Source organism: Pantoea sp. Mb-10 (genome assembly GCF_021272205.1).
Taxonomy (GTDB): domain Bacteria; phylum Pseudomonadota; class Gammaproteobacteria; order Enterobacterales; family Enterobacteriaceae; genus Pantoea.
In genome coordinates this window covers 411,863-432,036 of record NZ_JAJSDX010000001.1, presented here as the reverse complement: position 1 = coordinate 432,036, position 20,174 = coordinate 411,863, and the positions used below count along the sequence as shown (strand labels likewise).

Below are 20,174 nucleotides of genomic sequence, written 5' to 3'. Positions count from 1 at the left end.
CTTGCTTTGCTATCTGTGTTAGCTGTAAAAATACCGGCCCGCCAGACCGCTTAACGGGCCGTGGTAATAAAGCCGTTCAAATTGGCTTCAGCGGTTAAACGCTGCTGCAAAGCGGCTGCTTCTGCACGGCTCTTAAAGCCGCCCAGCTGGATGCGATAAACATTACCGTTGGCTTCAACGGCGCCGGGAACGCCAAAGCGCTTGCCGAGACTTTGTGCCAGCTGCTGCGCGCGTGCTGAATCATTAATGGCACCCACCTGCACAACGTAATGACCGGTAGCATGGCCGCTGACGGGCGCGGCGCGGGCGGCCTCAGGCGCAGAGGCGGCAGGTGTAGAGGCTGGCGCAGCAGGCGCAGGGGGCTCACTGCCCTCTAACACACCGTTAGCCAGCGGCTGCGGCGCCCCTAAAAACCCGCTGCTGTGCACAGGCGCGCCCATGCCGTCGCTGTTCTGCAGGGTGCTGTTGTCTACCGCGCGCACGTCTTGCGGCGCGGAGGCAGGCACGGCGGCCGTGTTGCTGCTGCCTGTCATCACCATGCCACCGCTAAGATCGGGGCGTGCGGGCAGAGCATAGCTCTGTTTTGCCACCGTGGTGCCGATGGTGCCCGGCCCGGAGAGCGTGCCGTCCGGCGCGACTTTAATGTAATCCACCCGTACGCGCGTATTGTTGGAAATATTAAGGCGGTCACCCGCGGCGCGAGAAAGATCAATGATGCGCCCTGGCGTGTAAGGGCCGCGGTCGTTAATGCGCACCACGATCTGACGACCGTTTGCCAGATTGGTCACGCGCACATAGCCAGGCAGAGGCAGCGTCGGGTGCGCCGCGGTGAGCGCATCAGGATCGTAGGTATCGCCGGTGGCCGTGCGGTTGCCCTGCGCTTCCTCGCCATACCACGTAGCCAATCCCACTTCGCTGTAATTCGACGGATCTTTGATCACGCGGTAGCTTTTACCGTTGACGCTGTAATCCTGACTGGTTGACGGATTAATCGGCTCATAGCGAGGCTCTACGCCGGGGATTTCAACGACCGGACCGTTATAGGCCGGCTGTGGTGGCGCCGTGTTGTTTTGCGGTTCCGGTGTGGAACAGGCCGCCAATACCAGTGATGCCAGTGCAACCCCAAGCCAGTCCTTACGCATGTGCAGCCTCTTAAACGCTTTTAGATAACATTTTTCGATGAGTATGGATCGACATCACAATGCCAAATCCGGCCATTAACACAATCAACGCCGAGCCGCCGTAGCTCACCAGCGGCAGCGGCACGCCGACCACCGGTAAGATACCACTTACCATGCCGATGTTAACGAAAACATAGACGAATAAAATCAACATTAAGCCGCCGGCCATGACGCGGCCAAAGGTAGTCTGCGCACGCGCGGCGATGATCAAGCCACGCATGATCACAAGCAGGTACAGCGCCAGCAGCAGCAACACGCCGACCAATCCCAGCTCTTCGGCCAGTACCGCAAAAATAAAGTCGGTGTGTCGTTCCGGCAGAAACTCCAGCTGCGACTGGGTTCCGTGTAGCCAGCCTTTACCGCGGAGTCCGCCGGATCCAATGGCAATTTTCGACTGAATAATGTGATAGCCCGCGCCCAGGGGATCGCTCTCCGGGTCCAGCAGCATCATGACGCGGTCGCGCTGATAGTCGTGCATCAAAAAGAACCAGAGAACGGGAATGAAGGCGGCCACCAGCAGTACCGCCACGGCTATCAGCTTCCAGCTCATGCCCGATAAGAACAGCACGAAAAGACCGGACGCGGCAATCAGGATTGAGGTACCCAGGTCGGGCTGCGCAGCCACCAGCAGCGTGGGCATAAAAATCAGCACCAGCGCAATGCCGGTATTTTTGAGCGTGGGCGGACACACATCGCGGTTGATAAAGCGGGCAACCATCAGCGGCACGGCGATTTTAGCGATTTCCGAGGGTTGAAACCGCACGAAGCCTAAGTCGAGCCAGCGCTGCGCGCCTTTACTGATATGCCCGAACGCATCCACGGCCACCAGCAGGATCACACAAACAATATAGAGATAAGGGGCCCAACTTTCGTAAACGCGCGGCGGGACCTGCGCCAGCACCAGCATGATAATGGTGCCCATGGCGATCTGACCCAGTTTGCGCTCCATCATGCCAGGATCTTGTCCACTGGCGCTCCAGATAACGATGGCGCTGTAGGTAAGCAGCGCAAAAATAAGCAGCATAAACAGCGGATCAATGTGGATACGCGTCCAGATCGTTCGTTTCTGAGGGCTGTCGTTCATGGACATCGTTTATTCACCTTCGTAGCCGGGCGGCGTCGGCGCTGCTTCAGGCAGCACGGTATTGTTGTCGCCTAACATAATGTGGTCAAGAATCTGGCGCATCACGGTACCGACCGCGGCACCGGCCCCGCCGTTTTCGAGAATCATGGTCACGGCAACGCGCGGCTTGTCATACGGGGCAAATGCCGTCATCAGCTTGTGGTCGCGCAGTCGTTCGGCAATTTTGTGCGCATTGTACGTTTCATTCTCTTTCAGGCCAAACACCTGCGCCGTACCGGACTTGGCGGCAATTTTGTAAGGCGCATCCGCAAAGCTTTTGTGCGCGGTTCCGTTCGGCCGATTTGCCACACCGTACATGCCATCTTTGGCGATCTCCCAATAACCGGAGTGAATATCGCCAATAGGTGCCTCGGGCTGCTGACGGTAAGGCACCATCGCATCGCCCTCGCGGGTAGCACGCAGCAGGTGCGGCACTTTAATCACGCCGTCGTTGATCAGAATCATCATCGCTTTATTCATCTGCACGGGCGTGGCGGTCCAGTACCCTTGGCCAATACCCACGGGAATGGTGTCACCCTGATACCACGGCTTTTTAAAGCGCTTCAGCTTCCATTCGCGCGTAGGCATATTTCCCGCACTCTCCTGGGGGAGGTCGATACCGGTGCGATGGCCATAACCAAAGCGCGTCATCCACTCTGACAGCCGATCGATGCCCATGTCGTAAGCCACTTGATAGAAAAAGGTATCGGCCGACTCTTCCAACGATTTGGTGACATTAAGACGGCCATGACCCCATTTTTTCCAGTCACGGTACCGTTTCTCAGAGCCAGGTAGCTGCCACCAGCCCGGATCGAAGAGGCTGGTGTTGCGGTTAATCACGCCTGCACTAAGCGCTGAAACGGCAACATAAGGTTTAACCGTCGACGCGGGGGGATAGGCGGCCTGCAGCGCGCGATTGTAGAGAGGCCGATTTTCATCACTCAGCAGCGCCTTGTAATCTTTACTGGAGATGCCATCCACAAATAGGTTGGGGTCGTAGCTCGGCGTTGAGACCAGCGCAAGAATTTCACCGGTGCGCGGATCGCTGACCACCACGGCCGCACGGCTGCCAGCAAGCAGGGTTTCAATGTACTGCTGCAGTTTGAGATCAACCGTGAGATAGATATCGCGGCCCGCCTGAGGCGACTGCTCATGAAGCTGGCGGATCACGCGGCCGCGGTTATTAACTTCAACCTCTTCGTAGCCGGTTTTACCGTGCAGGACATCTTCGTAGTAGTTTTCAATGCCGAGCTTACCAATGTCATGCGTGGCGGCATAGTTAGGCCATTTGCCTTCCTGATCGAGTCGTGCCACGTCGCGATCGTTGATTTTGGATACGTAACCCACCACGTGCGTCAGGGTTTGACCGTAAGGGTAGTAGCGCCGCTGATAGCCTTTGACCTCAACGCCGGGGAAGCGGTATTGATTGACGGCGAAGCGCGCCACCTGCACTTCCGTGAGGCCGGTTTTAACCGGAATGGACGTAAAGCGCCGCGATCGCTTGCGCTCTTTTTCAAACGCGTCGAGATCATCGTCGCTGAGATCGAGCACCGGACGCAGCGCATCCAGCGTTTGTTTGAGATCGTCGACCTTCTCAGGCACCAGCTCCGCCTGATAGATAGTGCGGTTTAACGCCAGGGGAACGCCGTTGCGATCGTAAATAATGCCGCGGCTGGGTGCGACGGGCACCAGCTTGATACGGTTTTCGTTGGAGCGCGTACTGTAATCTTCGAAACGCAGGATTTGCAGGTGGTAGAGATTTACCACCAATACGCAGGAGAGCAGAAAAATCACCACAAAGGCTACCAGAGCCCGGCGGACAAACAGTTTCTGCTCGGCAGTGTAATCGCGAAAAGCGTTGCTCTGTAATTTCATCCGCTGCGTTTATTGTCTGGAGGTTGTCAGGCGTTTATTCACGGTGATAAGGGTGATTCGTGGTGATGCTCCAGGCACGATACAGGCTCTCCGCGACCAGCACGCGCACCAGCGGATGAGGCAGCGTTAGCGCAGAAAGTGACCAGCTCTGTTCTGCGGCGGCCTTGCAGGCCGGGGCCAATCCTTCTGGGCCGCCAATCAGCAAACTGACATCGCGGCCATCCTGCTTCCACCGTTCCAGCTGCTGCGCTAACTGCGGGGTTTCCCACGGCTTACCGGGAATATCCAGCGTAACGATACGGTTGCCTTTTCCTACCGCTGCCAGCATCGCTTCACCCTCTTTTTCAAGAATGCGTTTGATGTCGGCATTTTTGCCGCGCTTACCGGCCGTCACTTCGATCAATTCAAACGGCATGTCTTTGGGAAAGCGGCGCAGATACTCCATAAAACCGGTCTGAACCCAGTCGGGCATTTTGGTGCCCACGGCCACGAGCTGCAGTTTCACTGCTCAGCTCCAGAGCTTTTCCAGCTCGTACAGCTGGCGGCTCTCTTCCTGCATAACGTGCACGATGACTTCACCGAGATCCACGACAACCCAGTCAGCGGCGGCCTTGCCTTCAACGCCTAATGGCACTAAGCCGGCGGCGCGGGACTCTTGCATAACGTGATCGGCGATAGATGACACATGGCGCGTAGACGTGCCGGTGCAAATAATCATGCAATCAGTAATGCTGGATTTACCCTGAACGTCCAGGGCGACGATGTCCTGGCCTTTGAGATCATCAATCTTATCAATAACGAACTCTTGGAGTGCTTTACCTTGCAAAAGGTTCCCCTCATAAAACAGGTGATGACGGGCTGGCCGAGTGCCCGGAATACATAGCCTAAAATCAAGCGGCGCAGTATAGCACGCTCAAACAGGCGGCGATATATTCCGGCTCGACTTCACCGCGCCAAGGCGCGGGCGCAACGTTAAGCTTTTTAATGGGCGCTAAGGTGCGTTAATCGCAATAGAGCCCGGCGCGTTCAATGTAAGCCATGACGCGCGCTGGCAGCAGATCCGCGCAGGACTGGCCGTGGTGACGGCGCGCGCGAATGTCGGTGGCTGATATGTCAAAAAGCGGCGTATCGGCCAGCCAAATCCTCCCTGCTGGCGCAGCATGCAGCTGTTGAATGTCATGAGCGAGGTGGTCTTCAAGCCATTGCTGCATCTCGGATGAGGCCATTTGGGCAGGATAGCCTGGCCTTTTACACACCAGCAGATGACACAGCGACAGTAAATCCTGCCAGCGATGCCATTTCGCTAACGTGAGCAAAGAGTCTTGACCAATGATAAACCCCAAAGGCTGCTTTGCACCGCGTTCGGCGCGCAGCGTTTCAAGCGTGTTAACGGTCCATGAGGGCGTTTCTCGCTCCAGCTCACGGGTATCAATGTTAAACAGCGGACGATCGTGGATAGCGCAGCGCAACATAGCGACGCGCTGCGCGGCGCTGGCCTGCGGCTGAGGCCGATGCGGCGGCACATTGTTAGGCAGCAGCGTGACCTCGGTAAGCCCTATCTGCTGTGCAAGTGCTTCCACCGGTCGCAGGTGACCATAATGAATGGGATCAAAGGTGCCACCGAACAGGGCGTATAACTCAGGCATCAGCAAACTCCAGGGGAAAGTTGCGGTGACACAGCAGCAGTGACAGCGTTTGTAACTGCGGCCAGAGATGCTGGCCGTAATCTTGCTTCAGGGTCAGCTCAAGTTCCGCCAACAGGTGCACCGCGCGCGCTAAACGTTGCGCATCCAGACGCTGCAGCGCCTCGGTAAACAGAGCGCGTCGGTTTTGCCAGATGCGCTGTTGATCCATCAGCGTGCGCAGCGGCTGCTGACCCTGCTGACGCTGGAGTTGCAGCAGCGTCAGCAGATCGCGCTGCAGGGAGCGCACCAGAATAACCACTTCCGCATCCTCTTTTTCCAGCTGGGAAAGAATGTGCAGCGCGCGTTTACTCTTACCCGCCAGTAGCGCATCTACCCAGTGGAAAGGGGTAAAATGAGCGGCGTCATTCACGGCCTCTTCAACCCGCGGCAGCGTCAGTTTGCCATCAGGCCACAGCAGCGATAGCCGCTCCAGCGCTTGCGCCAGTGCCAGCAAATTGCCTTCATAGCAGTAGCAGAGAAGCTGCACGGCGGCCTCATCGATTGTCAACTGCAGCGCTTTTGCACGGTTTTGCACCCAGCGTGGCAACTGTGCCTGCTCCGGGGTTTGGCAGGGGACGAGAACGGCCTGTGCACTCAGCGCCTTGAACCAGGCGCTGTTTTCTTGGGCTTTCGTCAGCTTTTGCATACGCAGCACCAGCAAAATATCGCTGTGCAGCAGGCCAGCAAGCTGGGTAAGCCGCTCCGCCATCGCCGCATTTGGCCCGCTCTCGGGCAGCTGCAGCGTTAAGGTTTGGCGTTGCGTAAAAAGGCTGAGCGCCTGACAGCGCGCAAAGAGGGCATCCCAGTCGGTTTGGGCATCCAGATTAACGCTAAAGTGCTCTTCAAAGCCTTGCGTCGCCGCCGCAGTACGCAGCGTATCCGCACTCTCCTGAATAAGCAGGGGTTCATTGCCAGTGAGGAAGTAGCAGGCGCGCAGCCCCTCTCGAAGCTGCGCGCTGAGTTGCTCAGGGTAAATCCTAATCATTGCAGACTGGTAGCGGATGACGATGGCGCTTCAGGTGAAGACTGGCCAGGCAAAATGGTTTCCGCAGGCGGCAATGTGGTCTTGTTGGCCTCTTGCGCCGCGTGAACGGTCAGCAGCTTGCGCACCAATTGCTCCGCGGCGCGCTGACGCATTTCCTGGATAATCATATCCTGCTCGGCATCCTTCGCGAGGGCAGCATTCGGGTTATCAAAGAACGAACGGTACACCGTCGTACTAATCGGATAGATACCTTTGCCCGGCAGAAGCACCTGCGCGGTCAAGGTCGTTACCAACGAGTACTCCGCCGTGGTGCCGCTGATGAACACCGAGGCGGTATCACGACCGGATAATTCCTGACCCAGGCGTAGCGTGGGATACTGCGCGCTGGCTTTTTTAGTGTTATCCACTAAGTTGATACCGTTAATGCGCAGCTGTTGACGGACGGCGCGCGCCACCGGGCCGTACGGATCGCCCGTTTGAACGATTAACGTTTTCATTTCTGCAGGCACCGCCGTGGTGCCGCGGGGATGAAAGCCACAGCCTGCGGTGATCATCACCGCAGCAAGGACAAACAGTCTGATAATCAGTTGTCGCACAGTTCCTCCTGAACTCAACCCACGACCAGGTTAAGCAGTTTGCCGGGGACATAAATCACTTTACGCACGGTGACGCCATCCAGATATTTCGCCACCAGATGCTCCTGTGCGGCACGCGCTTGCACTTGCTCCTGCGTGGCATCGGGCGCGACGGTGATTTTACCGCGCACTTTGCCGTTGACCTGAACCACCACCAGCAGAGAATCCTCGACCATGGCTGCGTCATCCGCAACCGGCCAGCTGGCTTCGTCAATGTTACCTTCACCGCCCAGCTCCTGCCACAGCACATAGCTGGCATGTGGGGTGAAAGGATAGAGCAGGCGCGTAACGGCAACCAAGGCTTCCTGCATCAGTGCCCGATCCTGGTCACTTTCCTGCGGCGCGCGAATCAGTTTGTTCATTAACTCCATAATCGCCGCAATGGCGGTATTGAAGGTCTGACGACGGCCAATATCATCGGCCACTTTCGCAATGGTTTTATGCAGATCGCGACGCAGCGATTTCTGATCATCGTTCAGGCTGCTGACATCCAGTGCCACCGTAGGCCCTTTCGCAACGTGATCGTAAGCCAGTTTCCACACGCGCTTCAGGAAGCGGTTTGCGCCTTCCACGCCGGACTCCTGCCACTCCAGCGTCATGTCTGCAGGTGAGGCGAACATCATAAACAGACGCACGGTATCCGCGCCGTAGCGTTCAACCATCAACTGTGGATCGATGCCGTTATTTTTGGATTTGGACATTTTACTCATGCCCGCATAAATCACGTCGCGGCCTTGCGTATCCACGGCTTTGATAATGCGACCTTTCTCATCGCGCTCAACGGTGACATCAACTGGCGAAACCCAGTTACGTTCGCCGTTGACGCCGACGTAGTAGAACGCATCCGCCAGCACCATGCCCTGACACAGCAGGCGTTTGGCCGGCTCGTCTGAATTTACCAGACCGGCATCACGCAGCAGCTTGTGATAGAAGCGGAAGTACATCAGGTGCATGATCGCGTGTTCAATGCCGCCTACGTACTGATCCACCGGCAGCCAGTAGTTCGCGGCAGCAGGATCGAGCATCCCATCCTGATAGTTGGTGCAGGTATAGCGCGCGTAGTACCAGGATGACTCCATAAAGGTGTCAAAGGTGTCGGTTTCGCGCAGCGCCGGTTGGCCATTGACGGTGGTTTTCGCCCACTCAGGATCGGCTTTAATGGGGCTGGTGATACCGTCCATCACCACATCTTCTGGCAGGATAACCGGCAGTTGATCTTCTGGCGTGGGCATCACCGTGCCGTCTTCCAGCGTCACCATCGGGATAGGCGCACCCCAATAGCGCTGGCGGGAAACACCCCAGTCGCGCAGGCGATAGTTGACCTTACGGACGCCAACGCCTTTTGCGCTCAGCGCATCGGCGATCGCGTTAAAGCCCGCCGTATGATCGAGGCCGTCAAATTCACCAGAATTGAACAGCGCGCCTTTGTCGGTCATCGCTGCCGCGCTCAGATCGGGTTCAGAGCCGTCAAGGTTGAGGATCACGGGTTTGATCTGCAGGTGATATTTGGTGGCAAACTCCCAGTCGCGCTGGTCGTGACCCGGCACTGCCATGACCGCACCGGTGCCGTACTCCATCAGCACAAAGTTAGCGACCCAAATTGGCAGCGCTTCGCCGGTTAGCGGGTGGGTAACGGACAGGCCGGTCGCCATGCCTTTCTTTTCCATCGTCGCCATATCGGCTTCGGCCACTTTGGTGGTGCGGCACTCTTCGAGGAAATCGGCGAGCGCAGGGTTCGATACTGCGGCCTGCTGCGCCAGCGGATGGCCTGCGGCAACGGCGACGTAAGTCGCACCCATAAAGGTATCGGGTCGCGTAGTATAAACGGTCACTTTTTCCGTGCTATCGACCACATCGAAGGTGATCTCTACGCCTTCTGAGCGACCAATCCAGTTACGCTGCATGGTTTTGACCTGCTCAGGCCACTCTTCCAGCTTATCCAGATCGTTCAGTAACTCTTCCGCGTAAGCGGTGATTTTAATGAACCACTGTGGGATCTCTTTGCGTTCCACTTTGGTATCGCAGCGCCAGCAGCAGCCATCAATAACCTGTTCATTAGCCAGCACGGTTTGATCGTTCGGACACCAGTTCACAGCGGACGTCTTTTTGTACACCAGGCCTTTCTCATACAGCTTGGTGAAGAACCACTGCTCCCAGCGGTAATATTCCGGCTGACAGGTTGCCAGTTCACGGCTCCAGTCATAGCCAAAGCCCAGCAGTTTGAGCTGGTTTTTCATGTAGGCGATATTGTCGTAGGTCCAGGGTGCAGGCGCGGTGTTGTTTTTTACCGCAGCGCCTTCCGCAGGCAGGCCAAACGCATCCCAGCCAATCGGCTGCAGGACGTTTTTGCCGAGCATGCGCTGATAGCGCGCAATCACATCACCAATGGTGTAGTTACGCACGTGGCCCATGTGGAGACGACCAGAAGGATAGGGCAACATGGAAAGGCAGTAGTATTTCTCTTTGCCTTCCTGTTCGGTCACTTTAAAGGTTTCGTTTTCGTCCCAGTGCTGCTGGACGCGGGATTCTATCTCTTCCGGGCGGTATTGCTCTTGCATGGCTGCCTGTGGTCCTTTATGAAATCGCGAAGCATACTTAGATCCGCATAGCATACCCATAAGGCTGCCCCTCAACAACTTTTCACGCCGCAGGCGACACCTTTTCTGCTGAATGCGCCGCGGCTTTCACCCTTTTGGGATTTAGCCAGACGCCAACGCGGTATTTGTGACAAAACAGCTAAACTTAACCGCAGCCTATCCGCAGAAAGGAGAACAAAATGAATAATGTGACGCAGGAGTACCGCACGACGTTGGCGACATTAACCCAGCGGCTGGAGCAGGGTGATCGCGATGTTGACGCGCTGGTCGATGAAGCAGAATCGCAGTTAATCGCGAAGCAGACGCTGACGCCCGCCGAGGTCAATGCGGTGATGAGCGCAGTGAGACGTGACCTGCAGGAGTTTGCGTTAAGCTACCAGGAATCCAGCACGGGTGTGGAGGATTCGGTATTCTTCCGCGTCATTCGCGAGAGCATCTGGAAAGAGCTTGCGGATATCACGGATAAAAGCCAACTGGAGTGGCGTGAGGTGTTCCAGGATTTGCGCCATCACGGCGTCTACCAAAGCGGCGAGGTGGTTGGGTTAGGAAATTTGGTGTGTGAAAAGTGCGGCTTCACGCGCGCCATTTATACGCCAGAAAGCCTGACTCGCTGCCCGGAATGCGGACACGATCAGTTTCAGCGTCAGCCATTCGAACCTTGATCGCAAGATAAGCGGGCGCAGCAGCCGCGCCCGCGTGGTTTTAGTGCAGAATTTTCGCCAGAAAATCTTTGGCGCGCTCCGACTGGGGATTGTTGAAGAAGTCATCTTTGTTCGTGTCTTCAACAATTTTTCCTTCGTCCATAAAGATGACGCGGTTAGCCACTTTACGCGCAAAGCCCATTTCATGCGTGACCACCATCATGGTCATGCCTTCGTTAGCCAGTTCTACCATGACGTCCAGCACTTCGTTAATCATTTCCGGATCGAGTGCAGACGTGGGTTCATCGAACAACATCGCGATAGGATCCATGCAGAGGGCGCGCGCAATCGCGACGCGCTGCTGCTGCCCACCCGAGAGCTGACCGGGAAACTTTTCGGCATGGGCGGCCAAGCCGACGCGTGTCAGCAGCTTCAGGCCTTTGTCGCGCGCCGCTGTCTTATCCCGCTTCAGCACTTTAACCTGTGCCAGCACGAGGTTATCGATGATGCTCAGGTGCGGGAACAGCTCGAAATGTTGGAACACCATGCCGACTTTGCTGCGCAGCTGGGCCAGATTGGTTTTCTTGTTATTCACTTCCGTGCCGTTAACCTGAATACTGCCTTGCTGAATAGGTTCAAGGCCGTTCACCGTTTTGATCAGCGTGGACTTACCCGAGCCAGAAGGCCCGCACACCACCACCACTTCACCTTTTTTTACTTCGGTGGAGCAATCGGTCAATACCTGAAAGTGACCATACCACTTTGAAACATTTTTCAGGCTAATCATTTATACGGTCCTTTTTCTTTTTAAATAGCTGACTAACAGCGACGCGCTCAGGCTGATCGCAAAATAGACCAAGCCAGCAAAGAGAATCATTTCTACCTGGGTGCCGTCGCGCTCGCCGATGGTGGAAGCGGTACGGAAGAAGTCAGCCAGGCTTAACACGTACACCAGCGAAGTATCCTGGAAGAGTACAATACCTTGGGTCAGCAGCAGCGGAACCATCGCTCTGAATGCCTGCGGCAGGATGATCAGCTTCATTGATTGCCACTGCGTCATCCCCAGCGCCAGCGCCGCGTTGGATTGCCCTTTAGAGATACTCTGGATACCCGCACGAATGATTTCTGAATAGTAGGCGGCTTCAAACAGCGCAAATGCCACCATCGCCGAAATCAGGCGAATGTCCGTTTTGGGTGACAGCCCAAGCACCTGCTGTAGGAAACTAGGCACGACCAGATAAAACCACAGCAATACCATTACCAGCGGTACCGAGCGGAACAGGTTGACATATAGCTTGGCAAACCAGCGAATCGGCGCGAATGTCGACAGGCGCATCACCGCCAGGAATGTGCCCCACAAAATGCCAAATACCACCGCCACGGCGGTGATCTTGAGCGTAACCACCATGCCGTTTAGTAAATAGGGCAGGCTGGGCGCAATAGAACTCCAGTCAAACTCGTACATTATTTGCCTCCCAGATTGCCAGGCAGGCGAATTTTGCGTTCAACCAGACTCATAATAAGCATGATCACCAGGTTGATTCCCACGTAAGCCAGGGTGATGGCGGTAAAGGATTCATAGGCGTGGGCGGAGTAATCAAGCAGTTTTCCTGCCTGCGCCGCCATGTCCACCAGTCCAATCGTGGAGGCAATCGCCGAGTTTTTTACCAGGTTCAGCATCTCAGACGTCATGGGCGGAACAATGACGCGATACGCGTTGGGCAGCAGCACATAGCGGTAGGTTTGCGGCAGCGTCAGACCCATCGCCAGACCGGCGTTTTTCTGCCCGCGTGGCAGAGACTGAATGGCGGCCCGAACTTGCTCACACACGCGCGCGGCGGTAAACAGCCCGAGGCACACGGTAGATGAGAGGAAGAACTGCACGTTGGGATCCAGTTCCGATTTAAACCACATGCCGAGATTTTCCCCGACCAGTTCCGGCGCAACCAGATACCAAAAGAAGAACTGCACGATCAGCGGGATGTTGCGAAACAGTTCCACATAGCAAGTGCCGATAGTCGCCAGCAGGCGGTTAGGCACGGTACGTAAAATGCCAAAAAAAGACCCAACCAGGAAGGCGATAATCCAGGCGCAACAGGAGACCGCAACGGTAACCTGAAATCCGGACCACAGCCAGCCAAGGTAAGTCGTATTGCCGAACGGGGCCTGCTGTAAAAAAATGCCCCAGTTCCAATCGATACCCATAACGAGCTCCGGTAAAAAAAGGGTAGCGAAGCTACCCATAAGATTGTTGAGCGGGCCTGGGGGAACTGCGCCAGGGGAACGACCTATTGCAGTTTGTCTGTCCGCACCGCCTATTCAGCAATCGAGAGGGCAGCATCACTGCCCTTGTTTTCGTTGTTAATTCAGAGTGCTTTGTCGTTAGGGGCTTTGAACAGCGCCTGCATATCGGGTGAAAGCTCAAAGTTCAGGTTCAGGTTCTTCGGTGGAATCGGCTGTTTGAACCAGGTGTCAAACCACTTGGCCGCTTCGCCTGAGGTCTGTGCTTTTGCGATGGTTTCATCCATCAGCTGCTTGAACTGTGGGTCGTCTTTGCGCAGCATGCAGCCGTAGGCTTCTTTTGACTGTGGCGTACCCACGATTTCCCAGTTGTCTGGTTTTTTCGCTTTGGCGCGCTCACCCGCCAGCAGTGCATCATCCATCATAAAGGCCACGGCGCGTCCGGTTTCCAAAGTACGGAATGAATCACCGTGATCTTTGGCGCTGATAATGCGCATGTCCATTTTCTGTTCGTCATTCAGCTTGTGCAGCAGGACTTCAGAGGTGGTGCCGGAGGTCACGACAACAGTCTTCCCTTTTAAATCTGGGAAATCTTTGATATCGCCGCCTTTTTTCACCAGCAAGCGGGTGCCAATGATAAACACGGTGTCGGAAAACGCCGCCTGTTTTTGACGCTCAAGGTTGTTGGTGGTGGAACCACATTCGAAGTCATAGGTGCCATTCTGCAGCAGAGGAATACGGTTTTGCGAAGTAATAGGCAGCATTTTAATCTGCAAATCCGGTTTATTCAGCTTCGCCTTGATGGCCGCGACGATGGCGTTGGAATAATCTTGCGAATAACCCACGACTTTTTGCTGATTGTCGTAGTAAGAAAAGGGAACGGATGACTCGCGATGGCCCACGACGATCACGCCGTTGTCACTGATTTTCTTCAGTGTGCCATTGAGATCTTCTGCCTGGGCTGCGCCTGCTGTGGCGCCCAACAGCAGAAGTGATAAGGCCACTTTGCGTGTCTGCATGTTCCTACTCCTGTTTATCGATATCGCGCAGAACATAAAACTGCGCCCAAAGGGATGTTGTGTTTATTGCGTATTGCGTGCTGCGTGTGTTGACCCGCCTGCGCGCGAAGGCGCGTGAGTATCAATAACATAGCGAACTGTTAATGCAATGAAACAAAAAAGTTTCTTTTTTGCGAGCCGCTCCGCACCAATAAAGCGCATAAAAGGGCGGTTGCAACTTTTTGGTGCGCGTCATTGCCTGATCATAGTGCGCGCATATTGCAAAAGACTGACAATGCGCCCGCTCCGTGAAAAACCCTGAAATAGTTAGCAATGATCGTGCCAGTGCGTGTCATCGCGACATGAAAATGGTTAGGAGGTTAAAATGAAGGAAAGGCGTAAAAAAAAAGCGAAGCATGACTGCTTCGCTTTCGTATCAGTGGCAGAGAATCAAGCGCGTCGACGTATCAGGCTGATGACTAAGCCCAGCAGCGTAAGAATCCATACGGGCCACAGGCCAAGTCGTGCGTAAGGTGTTTCACCCTGCGTAGGGGTAACTTTTGCCTCCAGCACCTGGCGCGAGAATTGCGGAATGATCTTTTCCACGCTCCCGTCCGCGTTCACCACGGCGGTCACGCCATTATTCGTGGCGCGAAGCAGTGGGCGTCCCAGTTCCAACGCGCGCATGCGCGCCATCTGGAAGTGCTGCCAAGGCCCAATGGAGTGACCAAACCAGGCATCGTTTGACACGGTCAGCAGGAAATCGGTATTGCTGCGGAAATTCGCGCGTACCTGCTCGCCAAGCACGATTTCATAGCAAATGGCGGTAGTAAGGTTATAGCCCGCCACGTTTAGCTGCGGCTGGATGTAAGCGCCCCGGCTAAAGGAGGACATCGGTAAATCAAAGAACGGGGCCAGTGGACGCAGCAGGCTCTCCAGCGGAACAAATTCACCAAAAGGCACCAGATGATTTTTCTGGTAGCGATTCATGCTTTGGTAGCTGTAAGGCTGTTTGCCGCCCAATACGATCACGGAGTTGTAATCGTGGTAGCGGTTATCCTTTTCTACGCGGGAGTCGACAATGCCGGTAATCAATGCGCTACCGCGGGCGCGCAGTTCGCCGTCGAGCGCCCGGAGAAAGGGCTGCTGGTTGCTTTCCAGATCGGTTATCGCCGATTCAGGCCAGATAATAATGGGCGCTTTGCCGATAAACGGCTGACTGTATCCGGTATACACGCGCAGCGTATTCAGCAGCTGCTGAGGATCCCATTTCATAGACTGCGGAATATTGCCCTGAACCATCGCAATATCCACGCTGCGCTCAGGCGTCGGCTGATACCATTGCAGCATGCGCAGCGGCCACGGCAGCAGTAGCAGCGCCAGCGCGACGAGGGCACTTTTCACCGTGCGATGATAGCAGGCGTGCGCCAGCAAACCGGCGATGATCATCAGCAGGAACGTGAGCGTTTCTACGCCAGCCAGCGGTGCAATCCCCTTCAGTGGACCGTCAATCTGGCTATAACCAAACTGAAGCCAGGGAAAGCCAGTGAGGATCCAGCCGCGAAGAAATTCGCTTATCTGCCAGAGCGCGGGGGCCGCCAGCGCGAGGCGCCATAAGGTGGCGCGCGGCCAGAGTCGAGTGAGCACGGCAGCGAACAGCAGCGGGTAAAGCGACAGGTAGGCGGCCAACAGCACCACCAGAAACACGTTCACTGGCCCCGGCATCCCGCCGAACGTAGCAATGCTGACGTAAACCCAGTTGATACCGCTGCCAAACAGGCCAAAGCCCCAGGCAAAACCGAGCGCGGCGGCCTGCGGCGTGCGTCGATCAAGCAAAAGCAACTGCAGGCCGAGCAGCGAGACGATCGCGGCGGGCCAGACATCATAAGGTGAAAAGGAGAGGGTGCCGACCGCACCCAGAATCAAGGCCAGCAGCAGGCGAACCCGCTGCTGCGAGTAAAGAGAGGCGAATGCCATAGAATTATTCGTCGTCCAGTTGCGGTTGCGGTGAATCTTCCGGAATTTTTACGTGCACCTGGATAATACGTCGACTGTCTGCCATCGCCACTTTGAAGTGGTAACCTTCAATGTCGATGCTTTCACCGCGCGCAGGTAAGTGACCAAAGCCCTGCATCACCAACCCCCCGATGGTGTCCACTTCATCATCGCTGAAGCTGGTACCGAACACCTCGTTGAAATCTTCAATCGGCGTGAGCGCGCGCACGGTGTAGGTGTGGCGGTTTAGCTGACGGATATCACGATCTTCCTCGTCGTCATACTCGTCTTCGATCTCACCCACGATCAGCTCAAGGATATCTTCGATGGTCACTAAACCGGACACGCCGCCAAACTCATCGATCACAATAGCCATGTGATAACGCTGTGAACGGAACTCTTTGAGCATGCGGTCAACGCGCTTGCTTTCGGGGACCACCACCGCAGGACGCAGCACTTTTTCAATACTGAAGGGTTCTGATGCGCTGCTCATAAACGGCAGCAGATCTTTGGCCATCAGGATGCCTTCAACGTGATCTTTATCTTCGCTAATAACCGGGAAACGCGAGTGAGCGGATTCAATGATCACCGCAAGGCACTCTTCAAGGCTCTGATTGCGCTTCAGGGTAATCATTTGCGAACGCGGGATCATGATGTCGCGCACGCGCTGCTCGGCAATGTCCAGCACGCCCTCCAGCATGTCGCGCGTGTCCTGATCGATAAGCTCTTTCTGCTCAGAATCGCGGATCAAGCCCAACAGTTCATCGCGATTTTTCGGCTCGCCATGAAAAAGTTGGTTAATCAACAGGGAAAAAAATCCTTTTTTACTACTGGGTGCGTCGCTGTTTTGAGAATGGTCGTCGCTCATGGCGTTTTAATTTTGTTCACTCATTTGAGTTAAAGGAACTGTCGGCACAATGGCCGACAGTGCGTTGCTCTAAGCCGTAGGCTCAGGCGTCTTCTTTCTCCGAAATGTACGGATCGGGATACCCAAGAGCAAGCATTATCTCGGTCTCCAGCGCCTCCATCTCTTCGGCTTCGGCATCGTCGATATGGTCATAGCCCAGCAGGTGAAGCGTGCCGTGCACCACCATGTGTGCCCAGTGGGCTTCCAGTGCTTTGCCTTGCTCAGCCGCTTCCTGCTCCACCACCTGCCGACAAATAATCAGGTCACCCAGCAGAGGGAGTTCGATGCCTGGCGGGGCTTCAAACGGAAAGGAGAGCACGTTGGTGGGCTTGTCTTTACCACGATAGGTTAAATTAAGCTCGTGGCTTTCGGCTTCATCCACCAGGCGAATCGTGACCTCGCTTTCTGCTTGAAACGGGGTAGCCGCGGCTTCAAGCCAGCGCTGAAAGGCCGCCTCTTCAGGCAGGCCTGCTTCATTGGCGCACGCCAGTTGTAAATCCAGTATTGCCGCGCTCATTACTGCTCCTGCGGGGTTGAATGTGCTGCTTGTTGAGCCGCCAGGGCGTCTCGTTTACGTTCTTCCGCCAGCTGATCGCGACGCTTTTGATCGGCTTCTTCCCAGGCTTCATAGGCGTTAACGATACGTGCAACCACGGGGTGACGCACCACGTCCTCGCTGTGGAAAAAGTTAAAGCTGATCTCCTCCACTTCAGCCAGCACGTCAATGGCGTGACGCAAGCCGGATTTCGTGCTGCGCGGCAGGTCAATCTGCGTGACGTCACCGGTGATCACCGCTTTGGAATTGAAGCCGATGCGAGTTAAAAACATCTTCATCTGTTCGATGGTGGTGTTCTGGCTTTCGTCCAAAATCACAAACGCGTCGTTGAGTGTGCGACCACGCATATAGGCCAGCGGCGCGACTTCAATCACGTTACGCTCCATGAGCTTCTCAACGCGCTCAAAGCCAAGCATTTCAAACAGCGCATCGTAAAGCGGACGCAGGTAGGGATCCACTTTCTGACTGAGATCGCCGGGGAGGAAGCCCAGTTTCTCGCCGGCTTCTACCGCTGGACGCGTCAGAAGAATACGACGGATCTCCTGCCGTTCAAGGGCGTCCACCGCCGCTGCGACCGCAAGATAGGTTTTACCCGTACCGGCCGGACCGATGCCAAACGTGATGTCGTGATCGAGAATATGGGCAATGTACTGCGCCTGGTTCGGCGTACGCGGCTTAATTACGCCACGCTTGGTTTTGATGTTAACCGCTTTGCCATACTCCGGTACGCTTTCTGCAGTTTGCTCAAGTACACGGCTCTCTTTAATGGCGAGATGGATCTGATCCGGCTCAATGTCGGGGATGTTTCCGCGCACTGGCGCGGTGTCGACATAGAGGTCGCGTAAGATAGCGGCGGCGGCGTCGACGGTTAGCGTACGGCCGACCAGTTTAAAGTGGTTATCGCGACGATTGATTTCGATTCCCAAACGGCGCTCTAACTGTTTGATGTTGTCATCAAACGGACCGCACAGGCTCATCAGTCGGCGATTATCTGCAGGTTCAAGGCTAATTTCACGGGTTTCGATGTTCAAATGAATCCTTTGGGTCACTCAGGGCCAGTTGAAAGAGGCATTAGATGGCACCGCTTACGGCGTAAGCATCGTAATGAAAGTATTTATGGGGCAATACCGCGGCGCAAGTTGATAACAAAATATTTGGGCGCGAGAGCGAGAAAGCAAGGGGAGCGCGGTGAAACAGATGACAGCGCGTGCTGCACTGTCATCTTAATGCGTACGCTCAAGGTTGGAAGGTGCCTACGCCAAGGGCGTTTTCACGACGGGTACGGGCAATAACGGCCGCCGGGGTCTGGCTAAGGCGTAAATCCATTTCATCCTCGGTGCGTACCAGCTTGCCGCGCAGCGAGTTAGGATAGACATCTACAATTTCCACATCCACAAACTTACCGATGAGCTCAACGGGGGCTTCGAAGTTCACTACGCGATTGTTATCGGTGCGGCCGCTTAGCTCCATCACGTTTTTGCGTGAGATGCCTTCAACCAATACGCGCTGCGTGGTGCCCAACATGCGGCGACTCCACATCATCGCCTGCTGGTTAATACGCTCCTGCAGCAGATAAAGGCGCTGCTTCTTCTCTTCTTCTGAGACATCGTCAGGCAGATCGGCAGCAGGCGTGCCAGGACGCGCAGAGTAGATAAAGCTGAAGCTGGTGTCGAAATTAACCTCGCCGATCAGCTTCATGGTTTGCTCGAAATCCTGCTGCGTTTCGCCCGGGAAGCCGATGATAAAATCGGAGCTGATTTGAATATCCGGACGCGCTTTCAGCAGCTTGCGGATGATGGCTTTATATTCCAACGCGGTATGGGCGCGCTTCATGAGCGTCAAAATGCGGTCGGAACCGCTCTGCACCGGCAGGTGCAGGAAGCTCACTAACTCAGGCGTGTCGCGGTAGACATCGATAATGTCGTCGGTAAATTCAATGGGATGGCTGGTGGTAAAGCGGATGCGGTCAATGCCGTCAATCGCGGCAACGAGGCGCAGTAATTCTGCGAAAGTACAGATGCCGTCATCAAAGGTGGCGCCGCGATAGGCGTTGACATTCTGCCCTAGCAGATTGACTTCACGCACGCCCTGCGCAGCAAGCTGGGCTATCTCCAGCAAAATATCATCGCATGGACGGCTGACTTCTTCGCCCCGCGTGTAAGGCACCACGCAGAACGTGCAATATTTATTGCAGCCTTCCATGATAGAAACGTACGCGGTAGGGCCTTCCGCACGCGGTTCTGGCAGCCGGTCAAACTTTTCGATCTCCGGAAAACTGATATCGATCACCGGGCTCTTGCTGCCACGCACCTGATTAATCATCTCAGGCAAACGGTGCAGCGTTTGCGGTCCAAACACGATATCCACGCAGTTTGCGCGCTCGCGCAGCCGTTCACCTTCCTGCGAGGCAACGCAGCCACCGACGCCGATAATCACGTCCGGATTGCTGGCTTTCAGTTTTTTCCAACGCCCTAACAAGCCAAAAACTTTTTCCTGTGCTTTCTCACGAATGGAACAGGTATTGAGCAACAAAACGTCCGCCTCTTCGGCGTTTTCGGTCAGGGTGTAACCGTGCGTGCTGTTAAGCAGATCGGCCATTTTCGATGAATCGTACTCGTTCATCTGACAGCCCCAGGTTTTGATATGCAGTTTTTTGGTCATCGGACTAGCCACTAATTCAGAACAGGTAAATGCAGGGGGCATAGTGTAATGCTTTGATGCTGTTGTGACCAGCGCACGGATGCGAGTTCGCGCC

General features: G+C 55.4%; 19 protein-coding genes. 1 reads left to right on the top strand and 18 read right to left on the bottom strand.

Annotated elements, in window-relative coordinates; translation table 11 throughout:
- Positions 1-50: 50 nt before the first annotated feature.
- The 9 genes from rlpA to leuS form a co-directional block, all read right to left on the bottom strand.
- Positions 51-1,142: an endolytic peptidoglycan transglycosylase RlpA gene (gene rlpA / locus LU196_RS02055; protein WP_232758064.1), complete on the bottom strand. Its 1,092-nt coding sequence runs from the start codon at positions 1,140-1,142 to the stop codon at positions 51-53.
- Positions 1,143-1,152: 10 nt separating this feature from the next.
- The gene (gene mrdB / locus LU196_RS02050; protein WP_232758063.1) at positions 1,153-2,265 is read right to left on the bottom strand and encodes a peptidoglycan glycosyltransferase MrdB; all 1,113 of its coding nucleotides are present in this window, start codon (positions 2,263-2,265) and stop codon (positions 1,153-1,155) included.
- 9 nt (positions 2,266-2,274) lie between these two features.
- On the bottom strand, positions 2,275-4,179 hold the full coding sequence (gene mrdA, locus LU196_RS02045) for a peptidoglycan DD-transpeptidase MrdA (protein ID WP_232758062.1): 1,905 nt from the start codon (positions 4,177-4,179) through the stop codon (positions 2,275-2,277).
- 34 nt (positions 4,180-4,213) lie between these two features.
- Entirely contained in the window at positions 4,214-4,684 is a 471-nt protein-coding gene (gene rlmH, locus LU196_RS02040; protein ID WP_097094593.1) for a 23S rRNA (pseudouridine(1915)-N(3))-methyltransferase RlmH, read from the bottom strand.
- Between the two features lie 3 nt (positions 4,685-4,687).
- Positions 4,688-5,005, bottom strand: a complete 318-nt coding sequence (gene rsfS, locus LU196_RS02035) for a ribosome silencing factor (RefSeq protein ID WP_232758061.1) — start codon at positions 5,003-5,005, stop codon at positions 4,688-4,690.
- Positions 5,006-5,180: 175 nt separating this feature from the next.
- On the bottom strand, positions 5,181-5,825 hold the full coding sequence (gene nadD, locus LU196_RS02030) for a nicotinate-nucleotide adenylyltransferase (protein WP_232758060.1): 645 nt from the start codon (positions 5,823-5,825) through the stop codon (positions 5,181-5,183).
- Positions 5,818-6,849, bottom strand: coding sequence for a DNA polymerase III subunit delta (gene holA / locus LU196_RS02025; protein WP_232758059.1), 1,032 nt, complete (start codon positions 6,847-6,849; stop codon positions 5,818-5,820). The genes nadD and holA overlap by 8 nt, the downstream gene beginning before the upstream one ends.
- The gene (lptE, locus tag LU196_RS02020; RefSeq protein WP_232758058.1) at positions 6,846-7,445 is read right to left on the bottom strand and encodes an LPS assembly lipoprotein LptE; all 600 of its coding nucleotides are present in this window, start codon (positions 7,443-7,445) and stop codon (positions 6,846-6,848) included. The genes holA and lptE overlap by 4 nt, the downstream gene beginning before the upstream one ends.
- Positions 7,446-7,459: 14 nt before the next feature.
- The gene (gene leuS, locus LU196_RS02015; RefSeq protein WP_232758057.1) at positions 7,460-10,042 is read right to left on the bottom strand and encodes a leucine--tRNA ligase; all 2,583 of its coding nucleotides are present in this window, start codon (positions 10,040-10,042) and stop codon (positions 7,460-7,462) included.
- A 218-nt stretch (positions 10,043-10,260) separates the two neighbouring features.
- Between leuS and LU196_RS02010 the strand changes: the two genes are divergently transcribed.
- The gene (locus LU196_RS02010) at positions 10,261-10,743 is read left to right on the top strand and encodes a zinc ribbon-containing protein (protein WP_232758056.1); all 483 of its coding nucleotides are present in this window, start codon (positions 10,261-10,263) and stop codon (positions 10,741-10,743) included.
- A 40-nt stretch (positions 10,744-10,783) separates the two neighbouring features.
- Here LU196_RS02010 and LU196_RS02005 read toward each other — a convergent pair whose 3' ends face one another.
- From LU196_RS02005 to miaB, 9 genes are all read right to left on the bottom strand, one after another.
- The gene (locus tag LU196_RS02005) at positions 10,784-11,509 is read right to left on the bottom strand and encodes an amino acid ABC transporter ATP-binding protein (RefSeq protein WP_232758055.1); all 726 of its coding nucleotides are present in this window, start codon (positions 11,507-11,509) and stop codon (positions 10,784-10,786) included.
- The gene (gene gltK / locus LU196_RS02000; RefSeq protein WP_232758054.1) at positions 11,510-12,187 is read right to left on the bottom strand and encodes a glutamate/aspartate ABC transporter permease GltK; all 678 of its coding nucleotides are present in this window, start codon (positions 12,185-12,187) and stop codon (positions 11,510-11,512) included. It lies immediately after the preceding gene.
- Positions 12,187-12,927 (bottom strand): amino acid ABC transporter permease, encoded by a 741-nt coding sequence (locus tag LU196_RS01995; RefSeq protein WP_232758053.1) that lies wholly within the window; start codon positions 12,925-12,927, stop codon positions 12,187-12,189. Before LU196_RS01995 ends, gltK begins: the two co-directional genes overlap by 1 nt.
- 161 nt (positions 12,928-13,088) lie before the next feature.
- A complete protein-coding gene (locus tag LU196_RS01990; RefSeq protein ID WP_232758052.1) occupies positions 13,089-13,982 on the bottom strand; it encodes an amino acid ABC transporter substrate-binding protein in 894 nt (297 codons plus the stop codon).
- A gap of 429 nt (positions 13,983-14,411) precedes the next feature.
- Positions 14,412-15,938 (bottom strand): apolipoprotein N-acyltransferase, encoded by a 1,527-nt coding sequence (gene lnt / locus LU196_RS01985; RefSeq protein ID WP_232758051.1) that lies wholly within the window; start codon positions 15,936-15,938, stop codon positions 14,412-14,414.
- Between the two features lie 4 nt (positions 15,939-15,942).
- Positions 15,943-16,824: a CNNM family magnesium/cobalt transport protein CorC gene (gene corC / locus LU196_RS01980; RefSeq protein WP_232758050.1), complete on the bottom strand. Its 882-nt coding sequence runs from the start codon at positions 16,822-16,824 to the stop codon at positions 15,943-15,945.
- Positions 16,825-16,906: 82 nt separating this feature from the next.
- Positions 16,907-17,380: an rRNA maturation RNase YbeY gene (gene ybeY / locus LU196_RS01975; protein WP_232758049.1), complete on the bottom strand. Its 474-nt coding sequence runs from the start codon at positions 17,378-17,380 to the stop codon at positions 16,907-16,909.
- A complete protein-coding gene (locus LU196_RS01970; RefSeq protein WP_232758048.1) occupies positions 17,380-18,450 on the bottom strand; it encodes a PhoH family protein in 1,071 nt (356 codons plus the stop codon). Before LU196_RS01970 ends, ybeY begins: the two co-directional genes overlap by 1 nt.
- Before the next feature lie 205 nt (positions 18,451-18,655).
- Positions 18,656-20,080 carry a tRNA (N6-isopentenyl adenosine(37)-C2)-methylthiotransferase MiaB gene (gene miaB / locus LU196_RS01965; RefSeq protein WP_232758047.1) on the bottom strand — a complete coding sequence of 475 codons (1,425 nt, stop codon included), beginning with the start codon at positions 20,078-20,080 and terminating at the stop codon, positions 18,656-18,658.
- Between the last annotated feature and the right edge of the window lie 94 nt (positions 20,081-20,174).

What these genes read in the sequence shown, in the direction of transcription:
- LU196_RS01990 (WP_232758052.1), bottom strand. Translation starts at nt 13,982, where the DNA reads ATGCAGACACGCAAAGTGGCCTTATCACTTCTGCTGTTGGGCGCCACA.
- ybeY (WP_232758049.1), bottom strand. Translation starts at nt 17,380, where the DNA reads ATGAGCGCGGCAATACTGGATTTACAACTGGCGTGCGCCAATGAAGCA.
- corC (WP_232758050.1), bottom strand. Translation starts at nt 16,824, where the DNA reads ATGAGCGACGACCATTCTCAAAACAGCGACGCACCCAGTAGTAAAAAA.
- LU196_RS01995 (WP_232758053.1), bottom strand. Translation starts at nt 12,927, where the DNA reads ATGGGTATCGATTGGAACTGGGGCATTTTTTTACAGCAGGCCCCGTTC.
- leuS (WP_232758057.1), bottom strand. Translation starts at nt 10,042, where the DNA reads ATGCAAGAGCAATACCGCCCGGAAGAGATAGAATCCCGCGTCCAGCAG.
- gltK (WP_232758054.1), bottom strand. Translation starts at nt 12,187, where the DNA reads ATGTACGAGTTTGACTGGAGTTCTATTGCGCCCAGCCTGCCCTATTTA.
- LU196_RS02005 (WP_232758055.1), bottom strand. Translation starts at nt 11,509, where the DNA reads ATGATTAGCCTGAAAAATGTTTCAAAGTGGTATGGTCACTTTCAGGTA.
- miaB (WP_232758047.1), bottom strand. Translation starts at nt 20,080, where the DNA reads ATGACCAAAAAACTGCATATCAAAACCTGGGGCTGTCAGATGAACGAG.
- mrdB (WP_232758063.1), bottom strand. Translation starts at nt 2,265, where the DNA reads ATGAACGACAGCCCTCAGAAACGAACGATCTGGACGCGTATCCACATT.
- holA (WP_232758059.1), bottom strand. Translation starts at nt 6,849, where the DNA reads ATGATTAGGATTTACCCTGAGCAACTCAGCGCGCAGCTTCGAGAGGGG.
- LU196_RS02010 (WP_232758056.1), top strand. Translation starts at nt 10,261, where the DNA reads ATGAATAATGTGACGCAGGAGTACCGCACGACGTTGGCGACATTAACC.
- nadD (WP_232758060.1), bottom strand. Translation starts at nt 5,825, where the DNA reads ATGCCTGAGTTATACGCCCTGTTCGGTGGCACCTTTGATCCCATTCAT.
- rlpA (WP_232758064.1), bottom strand. Translation starts at nt 1,142, where the DNA reads ATGCGTAAGGACTGGCTTGGGGTTGCACTGGCATCACTGGTATTGGCG.
- lnt (WP_232758051.1), bottom strand. Translation starts at nt 15,938, where the DNA reads ATGGCATTCGCCTCTCTTTACTCGCAGCAGCGGGTTCGCCTGCTGCTG.
- mrdA (WP_232758062.1), bottom strand. Translation starts at nt 4,179, where the DNA reads ATGAAATTACAGAGCAACGCTTTTCGCGATTACACTGCCGAGCAGAAA.